The sequence below is a fragment of the Pseudomonas graminis genome, from assembly GCF_001705435.1.
In the GTDB taxonomy this organism is placed as follows: Bacteria; Pseudomonadota; Gammaproteobacteria; order Pseudomonadales; family Pseudomonadaceae; genus Aquipseudomonas; species Aquipseudomonas graminis_B.
Window position 1 is genome coordinate 215,312 of record NZ_MDEN01000065.1, and the last position, 25,987, is coordinate 241,298.

16 protein-coding genes and 2 pseudogenes are annotated in these 25,987 nt (G+C 62.0%); 14 read left to right on the forward strand and 4 right to left on the reverse strand.

Features of this window, described 5'->3' with window-relative positions; genetic code table 11:
- The first annotated feature begins 2 nt into the window (after positions 1 to 2).
- The 3 genes from BBI10_RS17715 to BBI10_RS17725 all read left to right on the forward strand — a co-directional run bounded on the left by BBI10_RS17715 (position 3) and on the right by BBI10_RS17725 (position 4,493).
- The gene (locus tag BBI10_RS17715; RefSeq protein WP_065990879.1) at positions 3 to 1,481 is read left to right on the forward strand and encodes an efflux transporter outer membrane subunit; all 1,479 of its coding nucleotides are present in this window, start codon (positions 3 to 5) and stop codon (positions 1,479 to 1,481) included.
- Between the two features lie 126 nt (positions 1,482 to 1,607).
- A complete protein-coding gene (locus BBI10_RS17720) occupies positions 1,608 to 3,698 on the forward strand; it encodes a putative bifunctional diguanylate cyclase/phosphodiesterase (RefSeq protein ID WP_065990612.1) in 2,091 nt (696 codons plus the stop codon).
- Between the two features lie 48 nt (positions 3,699 to 3,746).
- Entirely contained in the window at positions 3,747 to 4,493 is a 747-nt protein-coding gene (locus BBI10_RS17725; RefSeq protein ID WP_065990613.1) for an SDR family oxidoreductase, read from the forward strand.
- A gap of 235 nt (positions 4,494 to 4,728) precedes the next feature.
- Here the strand turns inward: BBI10_RS17725 and mapR are convergent, their stop codons facing one another.
- On the reverse strand, positions 4,729 to 6,165 hold the full coding sequence (gene mapR / locus BBI10_RS17730; RefSeq protein ID WP_065990615.1) for a GntR family transcriptional regulator MpaR: 1,437 nt from the start codon (positions 6,163 to 6,165) through the stop codon (positions 4,729 to 4,731).
- Between the two features lie 228 nt (positions 6,166 to 6,393).
- On the opposite strand from mapR, the gene BBI10_RS17735 reads away from it, so the two are divergent.
- Entirely contained in the window at positions 6,394 to 6,939 is a 546-nt protein-coding gene (locus BBI10_RS17735) for an MgtC/SapB family protein (RefSeq protein WP_065990617.1), read from the forward strand.
- 249 nt (positions 6,940 to 7,188) lie between these two features.
- On the opposite strand, the gene BBI10_RS27605 is transcribed toward BBI10_RS17735, so the two are convergent.
- A complete protein-coding gene (locus BBI10_RS27605; RefSeq protein ID WP_167355807.1) occupies positions 7,189 to 7,365 on the reverse strand; it encodes a hypothetical protein in 177 nt (58 codons plus the stop codon).
- Here BBI10_RS27605 and BBI10_RS27610 point away from each other — a divergent pair.
- The 4 genes from BBI10_RS27610 (at position 7,364) to glgB (ending at position 15,331) form a co-directional block, all read left to right on the forward strand.
- The gene (locus BBI10_RS27610; RefSeq protein WP_167355808.1) at positions 7,364 to 7,531 is read left to right on the forward strand and encodes a hypothetical protein; all 168 of its coding nucleotides are present in this window, start codon (positions 7,364 to 7,366) and stop codon (positions 7,529 to 7,531) included. The two genes, BBI10_RS27605 and BBI10_RS27610, sit on opposite strands and share 2 nt — an antisense overlap.
- Before the next feature lie 174 nt (positions 7,532 to 7,705).
- Positions 7,706 to 9,742 carry an alpha-1,4-glucan--maltose-1-phosphate maltosyltransferase gene (locus tag BBI10_RS17740; RefSeq protein WP_065990619.1) on the forward strand — a complete coding sequence of 679 codons (2,037 nt, stop codon included), beginning with the start codon at positions 7,706 to 7,708 and terminating at the stop codon, positions 9,740 to 9,742.
- A 16-nt stretch (positions 9,743 to 9,758) separates the two neighbouring features.
- A complete protein-coding gene (treS, locus tag BBI10_RS17745; RefSeq protein ID WP_065990621.1) occupies positions 9,759 to 13,079 on the forward strand; it encodes a maltose alpha-D-glucosyltransferase in 3,321 nt (1,106 codons plus the stop codon).
- Between the two features lie 2 nt (positions 13,080 to 13,081).
- Positions 13,082 to 15,331, forward strand: a complete 2,250-nt coding sequence (gene glgB / locus BBI10_RS17750) for a 1,4-alpha-glucan branching protein GlgB (protein ID WP_083233159.1) — start codon at positions 13,082 to 13,084, stop codon at positions 15,329 to 15,331.
- Between the two features lie 236 nt (positions 15,332 to 15,567).
- Here the strand turns inward: glgB and BBI10_RS17755 are convergent, their stop codons facing one another.
- Entirely contained in the window at positions 15,568 to 15,759 is a 192-nt protein-coding gene (locus BBI10_RS17755; protein WP_065990625.1) for a hypothetical protein, read from the reverse strand.
- Between BBI10_RS17755 and BBI10_RS17760 the strand changes: the two genes are divergently transcribed.
- From BBI10_RS17760 to BBI10_RS17770, 3 genes are all read left to right on the forward strand, one after another.
- Positions 15,758 to 16,441 carry a TIGR04211 family SH3 domain-containing protein gene (locus BBI10_RS17760; protein WP_065990627.1) on the forward strand — a complete coding sequence of 228 codons (684 nt, stop codon included), beginning with the start codon at positions 15,758 to 15,760 and terminating at the stop codon, positions 16,439 to 16,441. The genes BBI10_RS17755 and BBI10_RS17760 overlap by 2 nt on opposite strands.
- A 194-nt stretch (positions 16,442 to 16,635) precedes the next feature.
- Positions 16,636 to 18,363: a gamma-glutamyltransferase gene (gene ggt / locus BBI10_RS17765; RefSeq protein WP_065990629.1), complete on the forward strand. Its 1,728-nt coding sequence runs from the start codon at positions 16,636 to 16,638 to the stop codon at positions 18,361 to 18,363.
- A gap of 193 nt (positions 18,364 to 18,556) precedes the next feature.
- A complete protein-coding gene (locus tag BBI10_RS17770) occupies positions 18,557 to 19,741 on the forward strand; it encodes a DUF1624 domain-containing protein (RefSeq protein WP_065990631.1) in 1,185 nt (394 codons plus the stop codon).
- Positions 19,742 to 19,778: 37 nt separating this feature from the next.
- Here BBI10_RS17770 and BBI10_RS17775 read toward each other — a convergent pair whose 3' ends face one another.
- The gene (locus tag BBI10_RS17775; RefSeq protein ID WP_065990634.1) at positions 19,779 to 20,921 is read right to left on the reverse strand and encodes a MalY/PatB family protein; all 1,143 of its coding nucleotides are present in this window, start codon (positions 20,919 to 20,921) and stop codon (positions 19,779 to 19,781) included.
- A 249-nt stretch (positions 20,922 to 21,170) separates the two neighbouring features.
- On the opposite strand from BBI10_RS17775, the pseudogene BBI10_RS28045 reads away from it, so the two are divergent.
- The 3 genes and pseudogenes from BBI10_RS28045 to BBI10_RS17785 all read left to right on the forward strand — a co-directional run.
- Positions 21,171 to 23,456: pseudogene (locus BBI10_RS28045) on the forward strand (type VI secretion system Vgr family protein); the annotation flags it as partial.
- Positions 23,457 to 24,371: 915 nt separating this feature from the next.
- Positions 24,372 to 25,196: pseudogene (locus BBI10_RS28670) on the forward strand (phospholipase effector Tle1 domain-containing protein); the annotation flags it as partial.
- Positions 25,193 to 25,831, forward strand: coding sequence for a DUF2931 family protein (locus tag BBI10_RS17785; protein WP_065990638.1), 639 nt, complete (start codon positions 25,193 to 25,195; stop codon positions 25,829 to 25,831). The pseudogene BBI10_RS28670 and the gene BBI10_RS17785, both read left to right, overlap by 4 nt.
- Positions 25,832 to 25,987 lie beyond the last annotated feature (156 nt).

Below are 25,987 nucleotides of genomic sequence, written 5' to 3' on the forward strand. Positions count from 1 at the left end.
CGATGAAAGCGCCTGGCCCACAGCGGACGTTGCCGTTTCACAGGACCTTCGGCGTTGCCTTGTGTGCGCTGCTGCTCAGTGCCTGCGCCGTCGGCCCGGATTACAAGACACCGGAGATGCCGACGCCAGCGCACTTCAAGCAGGCCGAAGGCTGGACCCAGGCCAACCCGAGCGATGCGATGGCACGCGGCGCGTGGTGGGAAATCTACGGCGACGCCCAGCTCAACGCGCTGGTGGAAACACTCAATACGTCCAACCAGACCGTGGCGCAGTACGAGGCGCAGTACCGGCAGGCCGCCGCCCTGGTGCGCAGTGCGCGGGGCGCGTTTTTCCCGACGCTGGACCTGACCACCAGCAAGAACCGCTCGAGCCAGGGCACCGGCAGCAGCAGTTCCAGCCTGAGCAGTTCCAGCAGCGGCATTCGCGACACCTACAACGCGCAACTGGGCGTGAGCTGGGAGGCCGACGTGTGGGGCAAGTTGCGCCGCGGGCTGGAAGCCGACAAGGCCAGCGCCCAGGCCAGCCTCGCCGATCTGGCGTCGATGCGCCTGAGCCTGCAATCGCAGCTGGTGCAGAACTACCTGCAACTGCGGGTGATCGATGAGCAGAAGCGTTTGCTCGAAGCGACCGTCGACGCCTACCAGCGCTCGCTGACCATGACCCAGAACCAATACCGCGCCGGGATTTCCGGCCGCGATGCCACCGCCCAGGCGCAGACGCAACTCAAGAGCACCCAGGCCGACCTGATCGACCTGCAATGGCAGCGCGCCCAGTTCGAAAACGCGATTGCCGTGCTGATGGGGCAGGCGCCGGCGGACTTCAGCCTCGCGGCGACCACCTCGATTCCGGCGGTGCCGCAGATTCCGGCGCAGCTGCCGTCGCAATTGCTCGAACGCCGCCCGGACATCGCCGCAGCCGAGCGATCGGTGATGACCGCCAACGCCAATATCGGCGTGGCCAAGGCCGCGTATTACCCGGACCTGACCCTGAGCATGAGCGGCGGCTACAGCAGCAGCACCGTCAGCAACTGGATTTCCCTGCCCAACCGCTTCTGGTCGGTCGGCCCGCAATTGGCGATGACCCTCTTCGACGGTGGCCAGCGTGCGGCCGAAGTGGACCGCACCGAAGCGGTCTACGACCAGACCGTCGCCCAGTACCGCCAGACCGTGCTCGACGGCTTCAAGGAAGTCGAGGACTACATGGCCCAGTTGCGCGTTTATGAGCAGGAATCCGGGGTGCGCGACGAGGCGCTGCAATCGGCGCGCGACTCCCTGCGCCTGACCAACAACCAGTACAAGGCCGGGCTGATCGGCTACCTGGACGTGGTCAACGTGCAGACCACCGCGCTGAGCAACGAACGCAGTGTGCTGAATGTGCTGGAAAGCCGGTTGGTTGCCAGCGCCCAATTGATCGCGGCATTGGGCGGCGGTTGGGACGCTGCCACCGGGCTGAAAGCGGGCGCCGAAGTCTCCGACCGCTGATGTGAATTAAATAGCGATGTGCCACCTTCGCAACGGAGTGACGGGACTTTCACAGGAATTTCGGTACAATCGCCGCCGAATTGATCAGGGCTGAAAGGCCGCACTCCGTTGAGCCAAGAGCCAGCCATGTTGATCGGCCATTACACCAATTCGCTGGTTCTGATTTCAGTCCTCGTAGCGATTCTCGCGTCTTACACGACCCTTGATCTGGCCGGGCGCATTGCGTCGGCCCGCGGTCGGGCGAGGATGCTGTGGGTGTGCGGCGGCGCGCTCTCCATGGGCATCGGCATCTGGTCGATGCACTTCATCGGCATGCTTGCGTTCACGCTGCCCATCGAGCTGGCGTACGACATACCGCTGACACTGCTCTCGTTGCTGATGACCATTTTCTCCTCGGGTTTTGCCTTGTGGCTGGTCAGTCACGACCGCGTCCCGTTGTCGAATATGCTGTTCGGCGCACTGGTCATGGGCCTGGGCAGCTGCGCCATGCATTACACCGGCATGGCGGCGATGCGCATGCAGCCGGGCATCGACTACGACCCCACCTTGTTCGGGTTGTCGTTGGTCATTGCCGTCACTGCGTCCGCCGTCGCGCTGAGCATCGCCGTGCGGCTGCGCAAGGAAACCCCTTACGTTCGCCTGGCACGCGGGGGCGCGGCGGTGGTCATGGGGTTTGCGATCCTGGGCATGCACTACACCGCCATGACCGCCGCCAACTTTCCACAGGGCAGTTTCTGCGGCGCGCTTTCCAATGGCCTGCGCACCGACGGTCTGGACAAGGTGGTCCTGGTCACCAGTCTGGCGGTGCTGGGCATCACCTTGCTGACGTCGGTGCTGGACGCGCGCATGGCGGCGCGTACCGCCCAACTGTCACTGTCGTTGAAAGAGGCCAACCGCGAGCTCACGCAACTGGCCCTGCACGACAACCTGACCGGGCTCCCCAACCGCATGTTGCTGGCCGATCGTATCGATCAGGCCATGCGCAAGGTCGATGCCCAGGGCGGCATGTTCGCCCTGATGTTTCTGGATCTGGATGGCTTCAAACCGGTGAACGATGCGTTCGGCCATCACGTCGGCGACCAGCTCTTGCGGGCCGTGGCCTTCCGATTGCGCGAGAACTTCCATCGCCATGACACCCTGGCGCGCATCGGCGGCGATGAATTCGTGTTGCTGGTCGAACTCGACGATGGCGAAGAGGCGGTCAGCGTGGCGTCGCGTCAGGTCTCGCTGGTGAACCAGCCGTTCAGCGTGCAGGAACACGATCTGCAGGTGACAGTGAGCATCGGCATCAGCCTGTACCCGGGGAACGGCCGAACCCAGCAGGAATTGCTGATGAACGCCGACGCCGCGATGTATCACGCCAAGAACGCCGGCAAGAACGGCTACAGCTTCTTCGACGCGTCGATGAACACCAATGCGCGCAACAAGCTGCAGTTGCAGCAGGACCTGCGTCTTGCGCTGCGTGACGGGCAATTCTGCCTGCATTATCAGCCCAAGTTCAGCACAAGCTCCCACCGGCCGGTCGGTGCCGAAGCACTGCTGCGCTGGAACCATCCGCAGCTCGGGCTGCTGATGCCGGATACCTTCATGGGGCTGGCGGAAAAAACCGGCTTGATCATTCCGGTCGGCGAATGGGTAATGAGCGAGGCCTGCCGGCAGATGAAGTGCTGGTACGACGCCGGCAACACTGACTGGCGCGTTGCCGTGAACCTGTCGGCATTGCAATTCAGCCATGTCGGGCTGATCGAAGCTGTCGCGGATGCGTTGACGACCCACGGGCTGCCGGCCAACTGCCTGACCCTGGAAATCACCGAAACCACCGCCATGAGCGATGCCGACGCGAGCATGACCGTGCTGCGCAAGCTCTCGGACATGGACGTGGACCTGTCCATCGACGACTTCGGCACCGGCTACTCCAGCCTGATGTACCTCAAACGCCTGCCGGCCAACGAATTGAAAATCGACCGCGGTTTCGTGCGCGACCTGGAGCCCGACAGCGACGATGCGGCCATCGTGTCGGCGATCGTTGCGCTGGGTCAGGCGCTGAACCTGCGCATCGTTGCCGAAGGGGTCGAGACCGCCAGCCAACAGAGTTTCCTGACGCGGCTGGGCTGCGACGCGTTGCAGGGCAACCTGCTGGGTTCTCCATTGCCGGCCGAGGGTTTCATGGCTGACATTGAAGCTGCCCGGCGTCGTGTCCGCGAAATCACCGATTGAGTGTTAACACCCACCCCACCTCCACGCATTGATCGACTGGGAACGTTTATGGATAAAAATCTCCTCATCACCGGCGGCTCCCGGGGTATCGGGGCCGCCACGGCGGTGCTGGCCGCAGCGCAGGGATATCGCGTGTGCATCAACTATCTGTCCGATCACGCTTCGGCCGAGCGGTTGTGCGGGCAGATTCGCGAGGCGGGCGGGCATGCCATTGCGGTACAGGCGGACGTCAGCAACGAGGATGAGATCATTCGTCTTTTTGCCCGGGTCGATGCCGACATGGGCCGAATCACTGCGCTGGTCAACAACGCCGGCACGGTGGGCGAGGCTTCGCGGCTGGACACGATGTCCGAGTTTCGTCTGCTGAAGATCATGATGAGCAACGTAGTCGGGCCCATGCTCTGCAGCAAGCACGCGCTGCTGCGCATGTTGCCCCGTCATGGCGGGCGCGGCGGCAGCATCGTCAATGTCTCGTCCGTGGCGGCACGGCTCGGATCACCCGGTGAATACGTCGACTACGCGGCGTCCAAGGGCGCCCTAGACACCTTCACCGTCGGGCTGGCCAAGGAAGTGGCGGGCGAGGGGGTGCGGGTCAACGCCGTGCGCCCCGGTTACATCTTCACCGAATTCCACGCCCTGAGCGGCGACCCTCACCGCGTCAGCAAGCTGGAACCGACCATCCCCATGGGCCGTGGCGGACTGGCCGATGAAGTGGCGGAAGCGATTCTGTGGCTGCTGTCGGACAAGGCGTCCTATTCGACGGGGTCGTTCATTGATCTGGGCGGCGGTCGGTAGTCACCGCTGAATGTGCCGCCGTCTTCCCGGCTGAAGCCGGTCCTACATCCGCGTTCACAGTCAATTCCGCTGACTGCACGGGGTCCCTTGTAGGACCGGCTGAAGCCGGTCCTACATCCGCGTTCACATTCAATTCCGCTGACTGCACGCGGTCCCTTGTAGGACCGGCTTTAGCCGGGAAGGGGCCAGTCGTGGCACTTAAGATATGCAGCGCTGCCCCTTCGCCCGGCACTTTTTAACCCATCATCGAGCGAATGATCTTCCCCAGTGTCTCCATCGCCCGCTCGGGCGATTCACCCCACGGGCTGCCGTAGTTCAGGCGGATGAAGGGCTGGAAGCGCCGCGTTGGCGAAAACATCGGGCCGGGGGCGATGCTGATGCCCTGAGCGAGGGCGGCCTGGAACACTTTCAGCGAATCGATCTGTTCCGGCAGCTCCACCCACAGGAAATACCCGCCGGTGGGCTGGCTGACGCGGGTCTGCGCGGGGAAATACCGGGCGATGGCGCCGAGCATGGCACGCTGCTGATCTTCCAGGCTGTGGCGCAACTTGCGCAGGTGCCGGTCGTAGCCACCGTGTTGCAGGTAATCGGCGATGGCGGCCTGGGCCGGCATCGAGGCGCACAGCGAGGTCATGATCTTCAGCCGCTCGACCTTCTGCGCATAACGCCCGGCAGCGACCCAGCCCACCCGATACCCGGGCGCCAGGCTCTTGGCGAACGAGCCGCAATGCAGGACCAGGCCTTCGGTGTCGAACGCCTTCGCCGGTTTCGGCGCGTGCTGGCCGTAATACAGCTCGGCGTACACGTCATCCTCGATCAGCGGCACCTCATGCTTGCGCAGCAGCTGCACCAGCTCCCGTTTGCGCGCCTCAGGCACCGTCGCGCCGGTGGGGTTCTGGAAGCTGGTCATGCTCCAGCAGGCCTTGATCGGGTAACGCTCGAGCGCCTGCTCAAGCACCGCCAGGTCAATGCCCTGTTGCGGGTGCACCGGGATTTCCACCGCCTTGAGCTTCAGCCGTTCGAGCACCTGCAGGCAGGCGTAGAACGCCGGTGCCTCGATGGCCACCAGATCACCGGGCTCGGTCACCGCTTGCAGGCACAGGTTCAGGGCTTCAAGGGCGCCGTTGGTGATCAGCAGCTCGTCCATGGGCAGCATCTGCCCGGCGACCATGTAACGCAGGGCGATCTGCCGGCGCAGGGCTGGATTGCCGGGCGAGAGGTCGCTGACGACCATGCGCGGGTCCATGTCGCGGGTGGCACTGGCGAGGGAGCGGGCCAGGCGCTGCAACGGGAACAGCGCGGCGCTGGGGAAGGCGGAGCCGAATGGCACGGTGTTCGGGTCCTTGATCGATTCCAGCACCGAGAACACCAGTTCGCTGACGTCGACTTCGGTGGATTCGCTCAGCTGTGGCGCGGGGCGCGCATCCTGCTCGATGGCGTTGTCACTCAGGCCTTGCAGGCGAATGCTGTCGTTGACGAAGTAGCCGGAGCGCGGCCGCGCCCGGATCAGGCCTCGACGTTCCAGCAAGTAGTAGGCCTGGAAGACCGTCGACGGACTGATGCCGTGGGTCTGGCTGGCGTAGCGCACCGACGGCACACGCTGCCCCGCAGCAAGCACCCCGGTGCGGATCAGCTCGGCAATGTCATCGGCAAACTTTTCATAACGCTTCATGGCGGGGCTCGTGCTGAGGGGCGTCTGGGACGCAGCCGCCAGTGGGTGGCCGGCGGGAAGGGCGGGTGACCCGGTGCAGGCGGAATATGCGCGTCGTCTGCGAATTAGTACAGATGCAGATATGCACCCGAGAACCGGATCAGCGGTGAGGGTCGTCGGGCTCCTCCCGCACTCTCGGCCCCTGCTGCGGTCCATACGGCACTGACGCTGAATGAGGGGAATGCACTGATGAATGCCTGGTGGGAAGAAGTGGTGGAAACACTGCAGGCCGAGTTCTCTGACATCACCGATGCCGGGCAGATCACCCGCGTGACCATACGCCTGGTGATTGCGGCGCTGCTGGGCGGGATTCTGGGCTTCGAGCGGGAACACAAAGGCAAGGCGGCCGGGGTTCGAACTCACATGCTGGTGTGCATGGGCGCTGCGCTGTTTGTGCTGGTGCCGCGTATGGCCGGTGCCGACGACGCTGCACTCAGCCGGGTGGTGCAGGGCATTGTGGCAGGTATCGGCTTTCTCGGCGCCGGGACCATCCTCAAGGGCGATGCGCTCAACGCGACGCAAGTGAAGGGCCTGACTACCGCGGCGGGGTTATGGATGACCGCGGCTATTGGTATCGCGGCGGGAATGGGCAGGGAGATGACGGCGGTGCTGAGTACGGTGCTTGCGTTGGGGATTTTCAGTCTGATGCCGCGAATTGTGAGGCGATTTGAATCCCCGGAGGAACGCGCCAGGGACCCGGCCCGCAGCACAGGTGGCGAAGCGCAGGAGCCGTGAGCCTGGGGTCATTCGGCAACATCGGTGGTGTGGCTGCTGACGCGTTCCCGGCTGAAGCCGGTGCTACGGAAAACATGCGCAGCCGGTCCTGCGGAAAACACGCGCAGGTAGGAGCGGCTTCAGCCGGGAAGAGGCCAGTCCGCGCACCCTCAAAATCGCAGCTGGCCCGCTAGAAGCTTCCCGGCTAAAGCCGGTCCCACAAAACGTGTTGCGTCAGCAGGGACCGGCTTCCCCGGGGAGGGCCTTCAATCATTCGGGAAACTTCTCATCCAGAATCGCCGGCGGCTCGCTGCTCGGCGGGTCACCGGCCGGCGGTTCGATCACCGGGGGCATGAGCGGGGAAGGCGGCTCCTCCGGCTTGGGCACCGGCAGTTCGGGGTCATCGATGTTCGGATCGGGCGTTTCTGCGGGAACGGGAATGCTCATGGTGTTACCTTCCTTTGGTTATCGAGGCAAGCGTGTCGAGCGGCTGTTCATCAACGCCGCAGCACTCCCAGGTTACGACCGCTCCCCATTGCCAATGATTCACTGCAACCGTTGCGCTGCTGCCTTCCCGGTGCTGAGCGAAACCAGTCCGCGTGCCGTGCGCTGAGTTGATCAACCGTCACGCAAGCTCTTTGAACTTTTGCCCGAGGCTGGCGTTCGGAACCTATGCTGCCACGTCCGGATGCGTTGATCCCGTGGCTCTCTCTTATGTTATGGACAAAGACGCTGAAGCAATGGGCGCCCCACAGCGGGCGTCCCTGGGCGTGAGGAGTGATGCTCGATGAATGATACTGCTGATCAGCCGTACGGCCCGGATTCCCTGGCCAACGATGTTCTCCACTCTATCCACCCTATCCCCCTGACCCAAGCCTTGCAGCTTCCGCGGATCGTGATCGAGGACACCCAACCGGTGATCGATAACGGTCAGCTGGCTGCCAAGGCCGTTGTCGGTCAGCCGGTCACGGTCACCAGCAAAATCTACGCGGACGGCCACGACAAGATGGCCGTACGTATCGTCTACCGGGCCGCTGACGATGAACAATGGCAGTCCGTGCCCATGCGCGAGCTGGGCAACGACAGCTGGATTGGCGAATTCACCCCGCCGACCTTCACCCGCTATATCTACCGCCTCGAAGCCTGGATCGATCAGTTCGGCAGCTACCGCTACGAGCTGGAAAAGAAGTACGCCGCCGGCGTGACGATCGACCTGGAGCTGGAAGAAGGGCGCCTGCACCTAGTGCACGCCGCCGAGCGCAGCACCCTGGAATTGCGCGGTCAGCTCGACAGCCTGATCAAGCGCCTGGGCGAGGCCAACGAAAACGAGGCCAAAGTCGCGCTGCTGCTGAACAGCGAAACTGCCGCCGTCATGGCCAAGGCGGACAACCACGCGTTCCTCAGTCGGAGCCTGGAATTCCCGCTGGACGTCGAGCGTGAGCTGGCCCAGTTCGCCAGCTGGTACGAGCTGTTCCCGCGTTCGATCACCGATGACAAAAAGCGCCACGGCACCTTCAAGGACGTTCACACGCGCCTGCCGATGATCCGCGACATGGGCTTCGACGTGCTGTACTTCCCGCCGATCCACCCGATTGGCCGTGCGCACCGCAAAGGCCCGAACAACTCCCTCACCGCAGGCCCGGATGATGTGGGCAGCCCTTACGCCATCGGCAGCGCTGAAGGCGGCCATGACGCCATTCACCCGCAACTGGGCACCCGTGAAGACTTCCGCGAGCTGGTCGCCGCCGCAGCTGAGCATGGCCTGGAAATCGCCCTCGATTTCGCCATCCAGTGCTCCCAGGATCACCTGTGGCTCAAGGAGCACCCGGGCTGGTTCTCGTGGCGTCCGGACGGCACCATCCGCTATGCGGAAAACCCGCCGAAGAAATACCAGGACATCGTCAACGTCGATTTCTACGCGCCGGACGCCATTCCAGGCCTGTGGACCGAGTTGCGTGACGTGATCCTCGGCTGGGTGAAAGAGGGCGTGAAGATCTTCCGCGTCGACAACCCGCACACCAAACCGCTGCCGTTCTGGCAGTGGATGATTGCCGACGTGCGCAGCCAGCACCCGGAAGTCATGTTCCTCGCCGAAGCCTTCACCAAGCCGGCGATGATGGCGCGCCTGGGCAAGGTCGGTTATTCCCAGAGCTACACCTATTTCACCTGGCGCAATAACAAGGCCGAACTGAGCGAGTATTTCACCCAGCTCAACGAGTCGCCGTGGCGTGAATGCTACCGGCCGAACTTCTTCGTCAACACGCCGGACATCAATCCGCCGTTCCTTCACGATTCGGGGCGCCCCGGCTTCCTGATCCGCGCGGCGCTGGCGACCATGGGTTCGGGCCTGTGGGGCATGTATTCGGGCTTCGAGCTGTGTGAGTCGGCGCCGGTACCGGGCAAAGAGGAATACCTGGATTCCGAGAAGTACGAGATCCGTCCCCGGGACTTCACCGCGCCTGGCAACATCATTGCCGAGATCGCCCAGCTCAACCGCATCCGTCGCCAGAACCCGGCGCTGCAGACGCACTTGGGCCTGAAGATCTACACCGCGTACAACGACAACATCCTGTACTTCGGCAAGCGCACGGCGGATGGCAGCAACTTCATTCTGGTGGCCGTGAACCTTGACCCGCGCAACGCGCAGGAAGCGCATTTCGAACTGCCGCTGTGGGAAATGGGCCTGTCGGATGACGCCGCGACGTTGGGGGAAGATTTGATGACCGGGCATTCCTGGACCTGGTACGGCAAGACCCAGTTCATGCGTCTGGACCCGTCTTACCAGCCGTTCGGCATCTGGCGCATCAAAGCCACAAACCAATAATTCAAAGGATGTGGTCATGGCAAAGAAACCCCGCAACGCTGCCTTTATCGAAGACCCGCTCTGGTACAAGGATGCGGTGATTTACCAGGTCCACGTTAAGTCGTTTTTCGATTCCAACGACGATGGCATCGGTGACTTCCCGGGGCTGATTGCCAAGCTCGATTACATTGCCGAGCTGGGCGTCAACACCATCTGGCTGCTGCCGTTCTACCCGTCGCCCCGCCGCGACGATGGCTATGACATCTCCGAATACCGGGGTGTGCACAGCGACTACGGCACCATGGCCGATGCCAAGAAATTCATCGCCGAGGCGCACAACCGCGGCCTGCGGGTGATCACCGAACTGGTCATCAACCACACCTCGGACCAGCACCCGTGGTTCCAGCGCGCGCGGCATGCCAAGAAAGGCTCCAAGGCCCGGGATTTCTACGTCTGGTCCGATGACCCGCAGAAATACGACGGCACCCGGATCATCTTTCTCGATACCGAGAAGTCCAACTGGACCTGGGACCCGGTCGCCGAGCAGTACTTCTGGCACCGTTTCTATTCCCACCAGCCGGACTTGAACTTCGACAATCCGCAGGTGATGAAGGCGGTCATCGAGGTCATGCGCTACTGGCTGGACATGGGCATCGACGGCCTGCGTCTGGACGCAATTCCGTACCTGATCGAGCGCGACGGCACCAACAACGAGAACCTGCCGGAGACCCACCAGGTCCTCAAGCAGATTCGCGCTGAAATCGATGCCAATTACCCCGACCGCATGCTGCTGGCCGAAGCCAACCAGTGGCCCGAAGACACCCAGCTGTACTTCGGTGATCGCAAGGGCAAGGACGGCGACGAATGCCACATGGCGTTTCACTTTCCGCTGATGCCGCGCATGTACATGGCGGTGGCCCAGGAAGACCGTTTTCCGATTACCGACATCCTGCGCCAGACCCCGGAAATCCCGGAAAACTGCCAGTGGGCGATCTTCCTGCGTAACCACGATGAACTGACGCTGGAGATGGTCACCGACCGCGAGCGTGATTACCTGTGGAATTACTACGCTTCGGACCGTCGCGCGCGGATCAACCTGGGCATCCGTCGTCGCCTGGCGCCGTTGCTGGAACGTGACCGCCGCCGCGTTGAACTGCTCAACAGCATGCTGCTGTCCATGCCCGGCACGCCGACCCTGTATTACGGCGACGAAATCGGCATGGGCGACAACATTTACCTCGGCGACCGCGACGGTGTGCGCACGCCGATGCAGTGGTCGATCGACCGCAACGGCGGCTTTTCCCGCGCCAACCCGGCGAGCCTGGTGCTGCCGCCGATCATGGACCCGCTGTACGGTTATCAGTCGGTCAACGTCGAGGCGCAGGACCATGACCCGCACTCGTTGCTGAACTGGACCCGCCGCATGCTTGCCGTGCGTCGGCAGCAGAAAGCCTTCGGCCGCGGCACCCTGAAAATGCTTTCGCCGAGCAACCGCCGCATCCTGGCCTACACCCGCGAGTACACCGGGCCGGACGGCAAGACTGAAATCATCCTGTGTGTCGCCAACGTCTCGGCCGCCTCCCAGGCCGCCGAGCTTGAACTGGCCCCGTACGCCGGGACCGTTCCGGTCGAGATGCTTGGCGGCAGCGCCTTTCCACCTATTGGCCAGCTCAATTACCTGCTGACGTTGCCTCCCTATGGCTTCTACTGGTTCTTGCTGGCCGCGGAGAATCAAATGCCCAGTTGGCACGTTGAACCGGCCCAGAGCATGCCGGACTTCCCGACCCTGGTGCTCAAGCAGCGCCTGGAAGAACTGCTCGAAGAACCCCTGCGCCAGACCATGGAACAGCAGTCACTGTCGGTCTATCTGCCGAAACGCCGCTGGTTCGCTGGCAAAGGTACGGCCATCGACAACATCCACATCGCCTACGCCGTGCGCTTCGGCACCACGGTGCGTCCGGTGTTGCTGAGCGAAATCGAAGTCACTTCCGGCGGCGAAACGGTGCGCTACCAGTTGCCGTTCGGCCTGTTGCCGGAAGACGACATCAGCAGCGCCTTGCCGCAACAGCTGGCCCTGTCCCGCGTACGTCGCGGCCGTCAGGTCGGTTTGATTACCGATGCCTTCACCCTTGAGCCGTTCATTCGCAGCGTCATCCGCGGCATGCAGGAAAACACCGTGCTGGCGACGCCGGATGGCGAGCTGCAATTCCAGAGCACCTCGCAACTGGCACCGCTGGGCCTGAATGAAGACGCAGAAGTGCGTTACCTCTCGGCCGAGCAGTCCAACAGCTCGGTGGTGGTCGGCAAGAAGCTGGTGCTGAAAATGATTCGCCGTGTCGCGGCCGGTACTCACCCGGAACTGGAAATGGGCGCCTACCTCACCGAAGCGGGTTACCCGCACATCTCGCCGCTGTTGGGCGCAGTCGTGCGCGTCGACGGGCAGGGCGAGAAGAACCTGCTGATGATCGCCCAAGGTTACCTGAGCAATCAGGGCGATGCGTGGGAATGGACGCAGAACAACCTCGAACGCGCCGTGCGTGATCACATGGCCCATGGTCAATCGGCGCTGGAGCAGCAAGCCAACGCGCTGATCGAGCTGAAAGACTTCGCCGGCCTGCTGGGTCAGCGTCTGGGCGAGATGCACGTGATCCTCGGCGCGCCGACGGACAACCCGGACTTCAAGACCGAAGTGACCAGCGTCAAGGACAGCGAGGCCTCGGCGAAGAGCGTTTCGGCGCAGATCGAGCGTGCCTTGCAGCTGCTCGAACAGCACCGTGACTCTCTGGAAGCCCAGGATCAGCAGCTCATCACCGAACTGCTGGGCAAGCGCAAAGCGCTGCTGGCTCAGGTCAAAACCCTGGCGAAGCAGTCGGTCGGCGGGTTGAGAATGCGTGTCCATGGCGACCTGCACCTCGGCCAGATGCTGGTGGTGAAGGGCGATGCTTACCTGATCGACTTCGAAGGCGAGCCGGCGCGTCCCCTGCAGGAGCGTCGGGCCAAGTACAGCCCGTTCAAAGATGTCAGCGGCGTGCTGCGTTCGTTCGACTACGCTGCGGCGATGGCGATGCGCAACGCGCAGAGTGCCGACACCTCGGTGCAGGCCGACACCGCCCGCCAGCAAGTGGCCGAGACGTATTTGCTGCAGGCGCGGGAGGCCTTCCTGGAGGGCTACCGCAAGGCCACCGTCGAGGTGGGTCACGACTGGAAAGATGCCAAAGGTGAGGCGGCCGCGCTGGCGCTGTTCACCCTGGAAAAAGCCGCTTATGAAGTGGCCTACGAGGCCGAGAATCGGCCGACTTGGTTGTCGGTTCCGCTTCAAGGCTTGCGCGGGCTTCTAGACCTGTCTGATGGAGAATGAAAATGAGTGCCTCTGACCAATTCGGTAATGGCAACCACGCAGCATTGCCAAGCGCCGTTGACATGGACGCGTTGATCCGTGCGGAGCACCGCGACCCGTTCTCGATGCTGGGCCCCCACAGCGATGGCGCTGAAGGCCAGGTGATCCGCGCCTATCTGCCCAATGCGCTGGCGGTGCGCGTGCTCGCTCGCGATGGCGAACGTGATCTTGGCGAACTGAGCATGACCGACAAGCCGGGCTTCTTTGCCGGGCACTTTGCGGTGCGTGAACCCTATCTGCTGAAAATTTCCTGGGCCACCGGTGAGCAAATCACCGAAGACCCGTATAGCTTCGGCGAGCAGCTGGGCGAGATGGATTTGTACCTGTTCGCCGAGGGTAACCACCGTGACCTGAGCAGCGCGCTGGGCGCACAGGTGAAGAACGTCGACGGTGTCGATGGCGTGCGTTTCTCGGTGTGGGCACCGAACGCCCGCCGCGTCTCGGTGGTGGGTGACTTCAATAGCTGGGATGGCCGTCGTCATCCGATGCGCCTGCGTCACCCGACCGGGGTGTGGGAAATCTTCATCCCGCGCATTGGCCCGGGCGAGGCCTATAAGTACGAGATCCTCGGCCAGCACGGCGTCTTGCCGCTGAAAGCCGACCCGATGGCCCTGGCGACCCAGCTGCCGCCGGCCACGGCGTCGAAAGTCGCTGCGCCGCTCGCCTTCGAATGGCAGGACAGCGACTGGATGCAGTCGCGGGGCGAGAAGCATGACATCCACCAGCCACTGTCGATCTACGAGCTGCACGCAGGGTCGTGGAAGTGGCACCACGGTGGCGATGATGAGCCCGATCGCCCTTACAACTGGCGCGAGCTGGCCGAGCATCTGATTCCTTACATCAAGGAAACGGGCTTCACACACATCGAACTGATGCCGATCATGGAACACCCCTTCGGCGGGTCGTGGGGTTATCAAGTGTTGTCGCAATTCGCCCCAAGTGCGCGTTACGGCAAACCTGAGGATTTCGCCGCATTCGTTGACGCGTGCCACCGCAACGACATCGGCGTGATTCTTGACTGGGTGCCTGCGCACTTCCCGACCGATGCACACGGTCTGGCCCAATTCGACGGCACTGCGCTGTACGAATACGCCAACCCCCATGAGGGCTTCCATCAGGACTGGAACACGCTGATCTACAACCTAGGTCGCACCGAAGTCCACGGTTTCATGATCGCGTCCGGGCTGCACTGGCTGAAGAACTTCCACGTCGATGCGTTGCGCGTGGATGCGGTGGCGTCGATGCTGTATCGCGACTATTCCCGCAACGCCGGGGAGTGGGTGCCGAACCGTTACGGGGGCCGCGAGAACCTGGAGGCCATCGACTTCCTGCGTCACCTCAATGACGTGGTCGCGATCGAAGCGCCCGGGGCGCTGGTCATCGCCGAGGAATCCACCTCGTGGCCTGGCGTTTCCCAGCCGACCCAACAGGGCGGGCTGGGCTTCTCCTACAAGTGGAACATGGGCTGGATGCACGACACGCTCAAGTACGTCGAGCAGGACCCGATCAATCGCCAGCATCACCATGATCGTCTCAGTTTCGGTCTGGTGTATGCCTGGTCCGAGCGTTTCGTGCTGCCGATTTCCCACGACGAAGTGGTCCACGGCAAGCATTCGCTGATCGACAAGATGCCCGGCGACCGCTGGCAGAAATTCGCCAACCTGCGCGCGTACCTGTCGTTCATGTGGACCCACCCGGGCAAGAAGCTGCTGTTCATGGGCTGCGAGTTCGGCCAGTGGCGTGAGTGGAACCACGACACCGAGCTGGACTGGCATTTTCTGCAGTACGCCGAGCACAAGGGTGTGCACACGCTGGTCAGCGACCTCAACCGTTTGTATCGGACCGAAAAGGCACTGTACGAGCAAGACTGCCAGCCCCAGGGTTTCCAGTGGGTCATCGGTGACGATGCCGGCAACAGCGTCTATGCCTACCTGCGCTGGAGCAAGGAGGGCGAGCCGTTGCTGGTGGTGGCCAACCTGACGCCTGTGCCGCGTGAGGCCTATCGCGTCGGTGTTCCGTTCAGCGGCAAGTGGGCCGAGCTGTTCAACAGCGACGCGGGGATCTATGCCGGTTCCAACTTCGGCAACGGCGGCGGCGTGCGCACCGACGAGATCAATAGTCACGGCCAGGCGTTCTCGCTGTCCCTGAACCTGCCGCCGTTGGGTGTGGTGATCCTCAAGCCGACCGTGGAGCAGCTGCACCACGAGGTCTGACACCTCCTGCTCTGGCGTTGTGCGCGTGGAGCAGCTGTGCACTCGCCGAGTAGTCTCTCAGCGGAAAAGCTGTGGGAGCGAGCTTGCTCGCGAATAGCTTTCCATCAGTCGACATCATCGCCTGATGAAGCATTCGCCAGCGGACCCGCTCCCACAGTTGTATCAGTCACTTCGACAAGCGTTGTGGGACCTTTCCCGGACGAATGTCATCCCTCCCCAGTGAACCTGACCTCTTTTCAACGGTCTGTTGACCACTGCGCGCGCAGTACGCCCGGGTCACGGCCTTCGGCGTCCGGCTGAATTTCGCCCGCGCCAGATGCCTTTTCCAGCCGTTGCAGCGCGTTGTTCGTCGCTGTCCGATCAGGCGTGATTCCCTTGCATGCGGCCCGCCCATCGGCCTTCTTTTCAATTTGTCGAAGATTATCCATGCCTATTTCTGCCTCCGATGCCTCCCTTCGCTTTACCCCCGTGTCGGGCGTTCGACGCCGTTTGCTCAACGCCGGCCTGCTGACTACCGTCTTAACCGCGAGCTGTGCCAGCCCCTTCGCACTGGCCGAAACCACGAGCAAGGATCGCTGGGTCAGCGATACCCTCAGCACCTACGTGCGCAGCGGCCCCACCGATGGCTACCGCATCGTCGGCACGCTGAAATCCGGCCAGAAGGTCGAGCTGATCAACACCCAGGGCGATTACAGCCAAGTGCGTGGCAGCGCCGGCGACAACGTGTGGATTCCCACCGCTGACCTGCAGGAAGTACCCGGTCAGGCCGAGCGCTTGCCGCAATTGACCCAGAAGGCCGCTGACCTCAGCGCGCAACTCAAGACCATCGACGATGACTGGAAGACCAAGGTTCAGGGCATGCAGGAAACCCTGGAATCGCGCAAGAAGCTGGTCGACGAGCTCGAAGCCCGGACCAAGGACCTGAACGCGCAGTTGGCCAGCGCCCAGTCGGATTTGCGCACCACCCAGGCAAAGCTGGGTGACGAGAACAATCAGGTGCTGATGCGCTACATGGTGTACGGCGGCAGCATTGCCGGCGCCGGCTTGCTGCTGGGCCTGATCCTGCCGTCCCTGACCAAGGGCCGCAAGCGCAACGATCGCTGGTTCTGAGTCCGCTTCGTCCTACCTTCTGCACGCGCACTGAACCCGGCATTCCCCATGCCGGGTCTTATCCCGGGTGTTGAGCCAAAACCTGGCCCGCGTCCTTGGCAATAACTGGCAACTTTTCCCCCATGCGCTAGTTTAGTGCGGGGCACCCTCTGCCCACCGCTGTCTCCCACCACAAGAAAAAAGAGAAACTGCCCATGAAGTACCAACCCTTCGCCCAGTCGCTCATTGCGACGGTGCTTGCCCTTGGTCTGTCCTGCGCCCACGCCGCTTCCGTGGCCCCGGCCGCTGCTGAAAACGGCATGGTCGTCACCGCTCAGCATCTGGCCACCCATGTGGGTGTCGACGTGCTCAAATCCGGCGGCAACGCGGTGGATGCAGCCGTTGCCGTGGGTTACGCCCTGGCGGTGGTCTATCCGGCTGCTGGCAACCTGGGCGGAGGCGGTTTCATGACCATCCAGCTGGCAGACGGGCGCAAGACCTTCCTCGACTTCCGCGAAAAAGCGCCCCTGGCGGCCACCGCCAACATGTACCTGGACAAGGACGGCAACGTCGTGCCGGACCTGAGTGCCAAGGGGCACCTGGCCGTCGGTGTGCCCGGCACGGTGTCCGGGATGGAAATGGCGCTCAGCAAATACGGCACCCAAAAACGCGCCGAAGTCATTGCGCCGGCGATCAAACTCGCTGAAAGCGGTTTCGTCCTGGAGCAAGGCGATGTCGACCTGCTCGGCACCGCCACCGACGAGTTCAAGGCAGATGCGAAGGACCTGGGCACGATCTTTCTGAACAAGGGCCAGCCGCTGCAAGTGGGTGACACCTTGGTGCAGAAAGACCTGGCCAAAACCCTCAAGGAAATCTCCGCCAAAGGCCGCGACGGCTTCTACAAAGGCTGGGTGGCCAAGGCGATCGTCGATTCGAGCCAGGCAGGGAAGGGCATCATCACCCAGGCGGATCTCGACAAATACGCAACCCGAGAGCTGGCGCCGATCGAGTGCGATTACCGCGGCTACCACGTGGTCTCGGCGCCGCCGCCGAGCTCCGGCGGGGTAGTGATTTGCGAGATCATGAACATCCTCGAAGGCTACCCGATGCAGGAATTGGGCTATCACTCCGCCCAGGGGCTGCATTACCAGATCGAGGCCATGCGTCACGCCTACGTCGACCGCAACAGCTACCTGGGCGATCCGGATTTCGTCAAAAACCCGATCAGCCATCTGCTCGACCGCGACTACGCGGCCAAGCTGCGCGCCGCCATCGAACCGCAGAAAGCCGGGATCTCCCAGAACATCAAACCCGGCGTCGCGCCCCACGAGGGCAACAACACCACGCACTATTCCATCGTCAACAAATGGGGCAACGCCGTATCCGTCACTTACACCCTCAACGACTGGTTCGGCGCAGGCGTGATGGCGAGCAGCACCGGCGTGATCCTCAACGACGAGATGGACGACTTCACCTCCAAGGTCGGCGTGCCGAACATGTACGGCCTGATTCAGGGCGAAGCCAACGCCATCGCACCGGGCAAGTCGCCGTTGTCATCGATGAGTCCGACCATCGTCACCAAGGACGGCAAGACGGTAATGGTGGTCGGAACGCCGGGCGGTAGCCGCATCATCACCGCGACCTTGCTGACCATGCTCAACGTCATCGACTACGGCATGAATATTCAGGAAGCGGTCGATGCGCCACGCTTCCACCAGCAGTGGATGCCGGAAACCACTAACCTGGAAGCCTTCGCCGTCAGCCCTGACACCCGGAAGATCCTGGAAAGCTGGGGTCACACGTTTGCCGGTCCCCAGGACGCCAACCACCTGGCCGCGATCCTCGTTGGCGCACCTTCGCTGGGCGGCAAGCCGGTGGGCAATAACCGGTTTTACGGGGCCAACGATCCGCGTCGTAGCACGGGGTTGTCCTTGGGCTATTGAGTCACCTAGGAGCTGACTTCATCGGACGGGGCAGGGTGCTCCTGTCCGGTGACGGGAGAGTTTAGCGCTTCCCAAGCCAGACCCTGCGCGTGATTCAGGTTGCGCACAGGGCGCTCCGAAGTGTTATGTTATAACCCGGTTTTCAGGTCGATCACGGGCCTGTCGGTTATCGCGCTTTGAGAGTCCACCGCGTATGCAAACCCTGTCTGTCCCTCTGCAATCTCCCGCCACGTCCATCGCCCATCCTGGCCGCCTGCAATCGATCGATGCCCTGCGTGGGCTGATCATCATCTTCATGCTGCTGGATCACGTGCGCGAGACCTTCTTTCTGCACCATCAGGTCAGCGACCCGATGGACATCGCTCACACCAGCGTTGACCTGTTTATCAGCCGCACCCTCGCGCATTTCTGCGCGCCGCTGTTCGTGTTTCTGACGGGGCTTTCCGCCTGGCTGTACGGCGAACGGCATGCGGGCAAGGGCGCGGTGGCGGGCTTTCTGTTCAAGCGCGGGCTGGTGCTGATCGCGCTGGAACTGACGCTGGTGAATTTCGCCTGGACGTTCCAGTTTCCGCCGACGGTGATCTATTTACAGGTCATCTGGGCGATTGGCCTGAGCATGATCGCGCTGTCAGCGATGGTCGCATTGCCGCGCGGCGTATTGGCGGCGCTGGGGCTGGCAATCATCGCCGGGCACAACCTGCTGGACAACGTGCATTTTGCCACGGGCTCGGCTTTGCACATCCCGTGGGCGATTCTCCATGACCGCGGCTGGATCGAGGTCGGCGACAGTTTGCGCCTGCGCACCTCGTACCCGCTGCTGCCGTGGATCGGCGTGATCGCCGTGGGTTACGCCGCCGGGCCGTGGTTTGGGCGAGGCGCGAATGGAGAAAAGCGCGAGATCAACCTGATTGCCTGGGGTTTTGGCGCGTTGACGCTGTTTCTCGCGTTGCGCGGCATCAATGGCTATGGCGAGAAGCCGTGGGTGGAGGGTGACACCACCGCGCAGACGCTGATGAGCGTCCTCAACGTCACTAAGTACCCGCCGTCGTTGCTGTTTATCAGTCTGACCCTGGGGGTTGGCTTGCTGGTGCTGGCCTGGCTTGAGCGTCAACAGGGGCGGGCATGGCTGCGACCGCCGGTGACCTTTGGCGCGGCGCCGATGTTTTTCTACCTGCTCCACTTGTACGTGCTGAAGCTGCTGTATGTCGGCGCGGTGGCGATCTGGGGCACCACCCAAGGCCAGTACTTCGGTTTCACCTCGGTACTGGGCCTGTGGGGTTGCGCTGCGGTGCTGACCGTTGTGCTGTTGCCGGCGGTGAGCTGGTTTGCCGCGCTCAAGGCGCGACGTCGGGACATCGCCTGGCTGAAGTATTTCTGAGCAAGGCCATGTAGGACCGGCTTTAGCCGGGAAGGTGTCAGATGTCGCGCAGGCTGCGTTCCATACGCGCCAGGCCTTCTTTCAGCATCGGCCGTGGGCAGCCGAAGTTCAGGCGCACGAACTGGCCGCAGTCATCGCCGAATTCCAGCCCGTCGCTGAGCGCGACTTTGGCGTGTTCGAGGAAGAACTGCTGTGGATTTTTTAGTCCCAGGCCCGAGCAATCCAGCCACGCCAGATACGTGCTCTGGGGCAAATGCATCGTGATCCCCGGAAAACGGGTGTTGATCGCCTCGGCGAGGTAATCACGGTTGTCCTGCAGATACGCCACTACCTGTGCCAGCCACGGGCCGCCCTCGCGATAGGCCACTTCAGTCGCCTCCAGGCCCAGGGCGTTCACGCTGTCGACCAGACCCAGCCGCCCGGCATTGAAACGCTGGCGAAGTTCGGCGTTCTGCACCACGGCGAACGCGGTTTTCAGACCGGCAATGTTCCACGCTTTGCTCGCCGACATCAGCGTCACGCTGCGTGCTGCGATCTCCGGGCTCAGGGAAGCGATCGGCGTGTGCTGACGGCCGTCGAACAGCAGGTCGGCGTGGATTTCATCGGAAATGATCAGCGCATCCCGTCGTACGCAGGCTTCGCCGATGGCGAGCAGTTCGTCGCGTTCGAAGACCTTGCCCAGCGGGTTGTGCGGATTGCTCAGCAGCAGTGCGCCATAGTCAGGCAGGGCGCGTTCCAGCGTCGCAATGTCGGTGGGGTATTCGCCCTGGGCGTTGGCATGGAAGGGCAGATCGATGCGCGGCAGCTTCCAGTTGGCCGGCGCGTGCAGAAGCGGCGAGTAGTTGGGCGTCTGCACCAGCACCGCGCTGGACGGCGAGACCAGTGCGTGGAGCGCCATGTTCACGCCGGGCTCGACCCCGGGCAGAAACACTAGGTCCTGCGCCTCGATCTGCCAGCCGTAACGCTCGGCGAGATGCTTGACCAGGGTTTCACGCAGCGCCTGCTGGGGCACGGAATAGCCCAGCAGCGGATGCTCCAGACGGTTCTTCAGCGCCTGCACAATGGGCGCGGCCACCGGGAAATCCATGTCCGCCACCCACATTGGCAGCACGTCCTCGGGGTACTGGCTCCACTTTTTGCTGCCGGTGTTCAAGCGCTGAAAAACGTTATTCAGATCCATGTGCTGGCCTGTCCTGCTCGAAAAAAAGAGGGGATTGTGCCAGAGATTGGCGGGCGGGTTTGCTGTCGATTTACGGATTGTAGGATTAGTCCGTAAATGCCGCTGGAACCGTCTCCTTCGTGTCTCGCCCTCTGGAGTCACACTTTGAAATGCCTCATCTTCGCCGGCCTCAGCCCTCTCTCATGGACGAGTTGATCAGATCTTTACGCGCTGCTCAGGGGGGATTTTTCCTGCCAGGGACGCTCATTCATGCTCACCGTGTTGCCGCCTTTCTTCGACCACAGTCGCCATAAGCTTGTTGTTCATCGTCTGCCCATTGAACTCGATGTTCTGGCCTTCGAGGGCGAGGAACAGCTGAGTCAGCCGTTTCGTTACCGGGTGGAATTCACTTCCGCTGAGCCGGACATCGGCGCTGAGCGGATGCTGGGGCAGGATGCGCAGTTCAGTCTGCATGCTGCGGCGCATACGTTGCCGGTGGCGATTCGTGGTTTGCCGGTGCCTCCGGTTAAACCGTTGCGAACTTTGCATGGGGTTGTGACGGGGTTTAAACGGCTCTCTGGTTCGGCCGATGAAGCGCGTTATGAAGTGACGCTTGAACCGCGCCTGGCGTTGCTGGCCCGTGGGCGGCAGTTTCGGATTTATCAGCATCAGTCGGTGCCGCAGATTGTCGAGAGCGTTCTGCGTACTCGGCATGACTTTGAGGGGCAGGACTTTTTGTTCTCGCTGGTAAGGGAGTATCCGAAGCGCGAGCAGGTGATGCAGTACGGCGAGAGCGATCTGGCATTTATTTCCCGGCTGTTGGCCGAGGTGGGGATCTGGTTCCGCTTCACTAACGATGAGCGATTGGGGGTTGCTGTCGTTGAGTTTCATGATGACCAGCGGCATTACATTCGGCCGCGTGTGAGCTTGCCGTTTCGGCCGCGGTCGGGGTTGGGCAGCAGTGGTCAGGACGGGGTTTGGGGGCTGAAAGTCAGTCATGAGGTGGTGGAGAAGAACGTACACTTTCGGGCTTATTACAATCGGGATGCGCACGCATGGCTCGATGGGCATGTTGATCAGACGCGTGGGGGTTCCACCACTTACGGCGAGGCGTATCACTATGCCGAGCCGTACAAGGTGCTCGGCGACAAGCTGGATCAGGATGAAGATTTAGAGGGTGAAAGCGGGTTTTTCTACGCCCGGTTGCGGCATGAGCGGTATCTGAATAATCAGACTCGCTTAAGTGGCGTGAGCAGCAGCGCTACGTTGGGATTGGCGGAGGTGCTGGCGATTTCCGGTGGTGCGCCGCAGGCATTTGAGCCGGGTGCGGTCATCACAGGATTGAAACTGCGCGCTGCGCGGGATCGCAGTTTTGAACTGAGTTTTGAGGCGATTCCGTATTCCGAAAGCGTGTGTTTTCGGCCGCCGTTGCTGGCGAAACCTGAGATAGCCGGGACTGTTCAGGCCCGTGTGACCAGCTCGCTGGCCAACGATCCCTATAGCCACATTGATAGCGAAGGCCGCTACAAGGTCAGTTTTCTGTTCGACCGCGACAGCTGGAAATTGGGTGAAGAAAGTCTGTGGCTCAGATTGGCCCGACCCTATGCGGGCGATACCCACGGCCTGCACCTGCCGCTGATCTGTGGCACCGAAGTAGCCATCGCGTTTGAGCAAGGCGACCCGGACCGGCCCTACATCGCCCATGCCCTTCACGACAGCCGACACCCCGACCATGTGACGCTGCTGCGCAGCGATTACAAACGCAACGTCCTGCGCACGCCTGCCAACAACAAGCTGCGCATGGAAGATGATCGCGGCAAGGAACACATCAACCTCAGCACCGAGCACAGCGGCAAGAGCCAGCTAAACCTTGGGCATCTGGTCGACAACGAGAAGGATAAGCGCGGCGAAGGGTTTGAGTTGCGCACGGATGGGTGGGGTGCGATTCGGGCGGGGCGCGGGCTGTTTATCAGTGCGGATGAACAGACCCAGGCGCACGGTCAGCAGCTCGACATGGACGCGGCGATCGACCAGCTTGAAACCGCGCTTTCCTTGGCCCGCACCATGGCCCAGGCCGCGCGAAGTGCGGGTGCTATCGCCGCAGACACCCGGAGCCACTCGCAACTAAACGACGCGCTGACTCACCTCAGCGAGCCCGGGCTTCTGCTGCACGCACCGGCCGGCATCGGCATGGTCAGCCCCGAAGCGATCTGCGTTTCCTCCGGTCGCGAAAGCGTCGCCATCACCTCATCACGCTCAACCGACCTCAGCGCCGGACGCAACATCACCGGCACCGCCGAAGGTGCGATCAGCCTGTGTGCCGTCACCAAGGGTCTGAAAGTAAAAGCGGTTCAGGGCGACGTCAAGCTTCACGCCCAAAGTGCCGCACTGCACGCGCTCGCCCAAGACGACATCAAGATTGAAAGCCTGGCCGGCCGGATCGAAATCAGCGCGCCGGAGGAGCTCCTCCTGAATTGCGGTGGCGCATTCATTCGTATCAAGGATGGCGAAATCGAGCTGGGCGCGCCAGGGAATATCTATCACCGGGCCGCTTACGTGCTGAAGGCCGCTGCCACCACGCTTACGACTCCGGTGACGCCAATACCTTATGGCTACGGGGCGGGGTACACCCTGGTCGATGCGCAAAAGGCCGCTGCGCGCTTCGTCCGGTACCGGATCACCACGCAGGACGGCGAAGTATTCAACGGCGTGACCGACAAGGACGGCAAGACCATGCCCGTCCACACAATGCTGCCCGGACACGTGGCGATCGACTTTCCGCAGCCCGAAGAATGGCTGACGCCGCGTCCCGCACCTGAACTTGAAGAAGAAGAAGAGGAAGAAGAAATCACCGAAGGCATCACCCTGCGCATCGGGCTGTTCTTTGATGGGACGGGAAATAACCAGAGCAATGCGGCGGCGACCGCACAGTGCCGACAATCGGATTTGGACAGTTTCAGTCGTGAAGAGCTTGAAAGCATTGCGGCGACGTGCAAGCAGTACGGGTTTGGAGAGTTTGACGGTAGTGCGTTTAACAGCGCGCCTAATAACAGTTACGGGAATGCACCGAGCAATGTGGCGTATTTGTATGACTTGTATCCGGATAACACCGCAACACCAGTCGGTAAGGATTCAGAGATTGGTTATATCAGGGCGTACATCGAAGGCATCGGCACCCGTAGCGGCGGCGAGGATGACGTGCTGATCGGGCAAGCTCTCGGGCAAGGTGAAACGGGCGTGGTGGCGCGGGTCAAAGAGGCGCCTACGTTGATCGAAAGACAGTTAGAGCAGTTCCTCCAAATCAATCCCGGCACAGCTATTCGCACCGTTGAATTCGACGTCTTCGGTTTCAGCCGCGGAGCCGCGGCTGCACGGCATTGCGCTAACGAAGTCCTTAAGCCTCATCGTGGGGTATTCAGCGAGCTGCTTGTCGGGGGGCGCGCTGGTCTATTAAGAAGTTTCGACTCGGCCGCTGATGTATGCATCAATTTGGTCGGCCTGTTCGATTCCGTTGCAGCCATCTCAGACCCACTACATGGCGACTTCAGCCCAGGCAATGACATTAATCGTGGCGTCAATCTCTACCTGCCACCTGACTGCGCTCGGCAGGTTATCCACCTTCAAGCGCTCGACGAATATCGCGCCGACTTTTCTCTCAATAATGTTCACCACACGCACCTTCAGATAGGTCTGCCGGGCGCTCACTCCGATGTCGGCGGGGGCTATCTCCCACGAGCACGAGAAAAGTTGTGGATGACGCAGCCCTGCAAGGCCAGCGTTCCGACCGGTCAAAAGGTTGAATTCCATGCCGCGTGGACCCGTGCAGAGGCGGACGCCAACGTATTGCGCGAATCAGGCGTGGCTCGCGATGGCTACGTTGCCGTGAAGGCCTGGCCTGCAGCAACTAACCCTCGCGGCAAAGCTGCGTCGGCCATGGAGCACTACTGGATAACCGTGCTGCTCGAACGCCCCGTGCATGGCGAACTGAGCCTGATTGCATTGCGTGTCATGCGTGAGCTGGGGATACGTCACGGCGTTCCATTCAAGGGTCTGGAGGAGCGGCCTGAACTCGCAATGCCGGATGAGCTCATGCCTATCGCGAATCGAATCTTGCAGCAGATAATGACGGACCGGCTCGTACGCCTTGAGCCGGCTCAAGAGGCGTTGCTGCGAGCGCGTTACATCCACATGTCCGCGCACTGGACGCCACGAGGCCCCTTTTTGCTTAGCAAGCCGGCACCGTTGAATCGTAGGAATGTGCATCTCAACCGCCCGCAAACAGGCTATCCAGAGTGAAGCGCCTGATCTTCGCTGTAGGGCTGCTTATTAGTCTGGGTGCCTGCGCTGGCGCGCCAAGATTCCCGCCTGCTCCGAAGTTGCCGTATCCGGCCTGGTACATAGGTTTCGCTGCACCCAAGCACATGGAAGTCTGGGTCGAAACCGTAGATGTGCTGGACAAGCGTGGACTCGCGTTTTTCCGGGTACACGGTGGCGTCGCAAGTTATACCGGGAACGTCGAGGGCTGGCACCGAGGGGGCTCGGGAGGGAAACCTATAAATAACGTCGATCTGCCCGACCAGATCTTCCTGCGCTGGCAGTCACTGGTGGAGTCACAGGCTTACAAGGTCAGAATAAAAATACCGCAGTGGGTGCGAAACGAGATGATTCGTCCAGAACGAGCGTTTTGCTTGGTCCCAAATGATTGGAAGGATGACTACCGGAATGTGATTTCCTTAGGCATGGCCCCCGGAGGGGTCGTGAAAGTCTGGGTCGGTGGTCCATGCGTGGGTTTCAAAGAAGTCGGCCGCTACCAAGCTAAAGTCGAACCGCTCGGCCCCTATCGTGGCGCAAGCAAGGGCAAGTACATCCCACTCGAACCGGAGAACAAAGCCTACGTCGACCAGCACGGAATTCCCTATGGCAGTTGGTAACGCTGCTGCGGCCTCGCACCCATCGCGCCACCGCACAGATGAACGTCTCAGAACCCACTGCGGCGGGTATTCCGATGTCGGCGGGGGCTATCTCTCACGAGCACGAGAAAAGTTGTGGATGACGCAGCCCTGCAAGGCCAGCGTTCCGACCGGTCA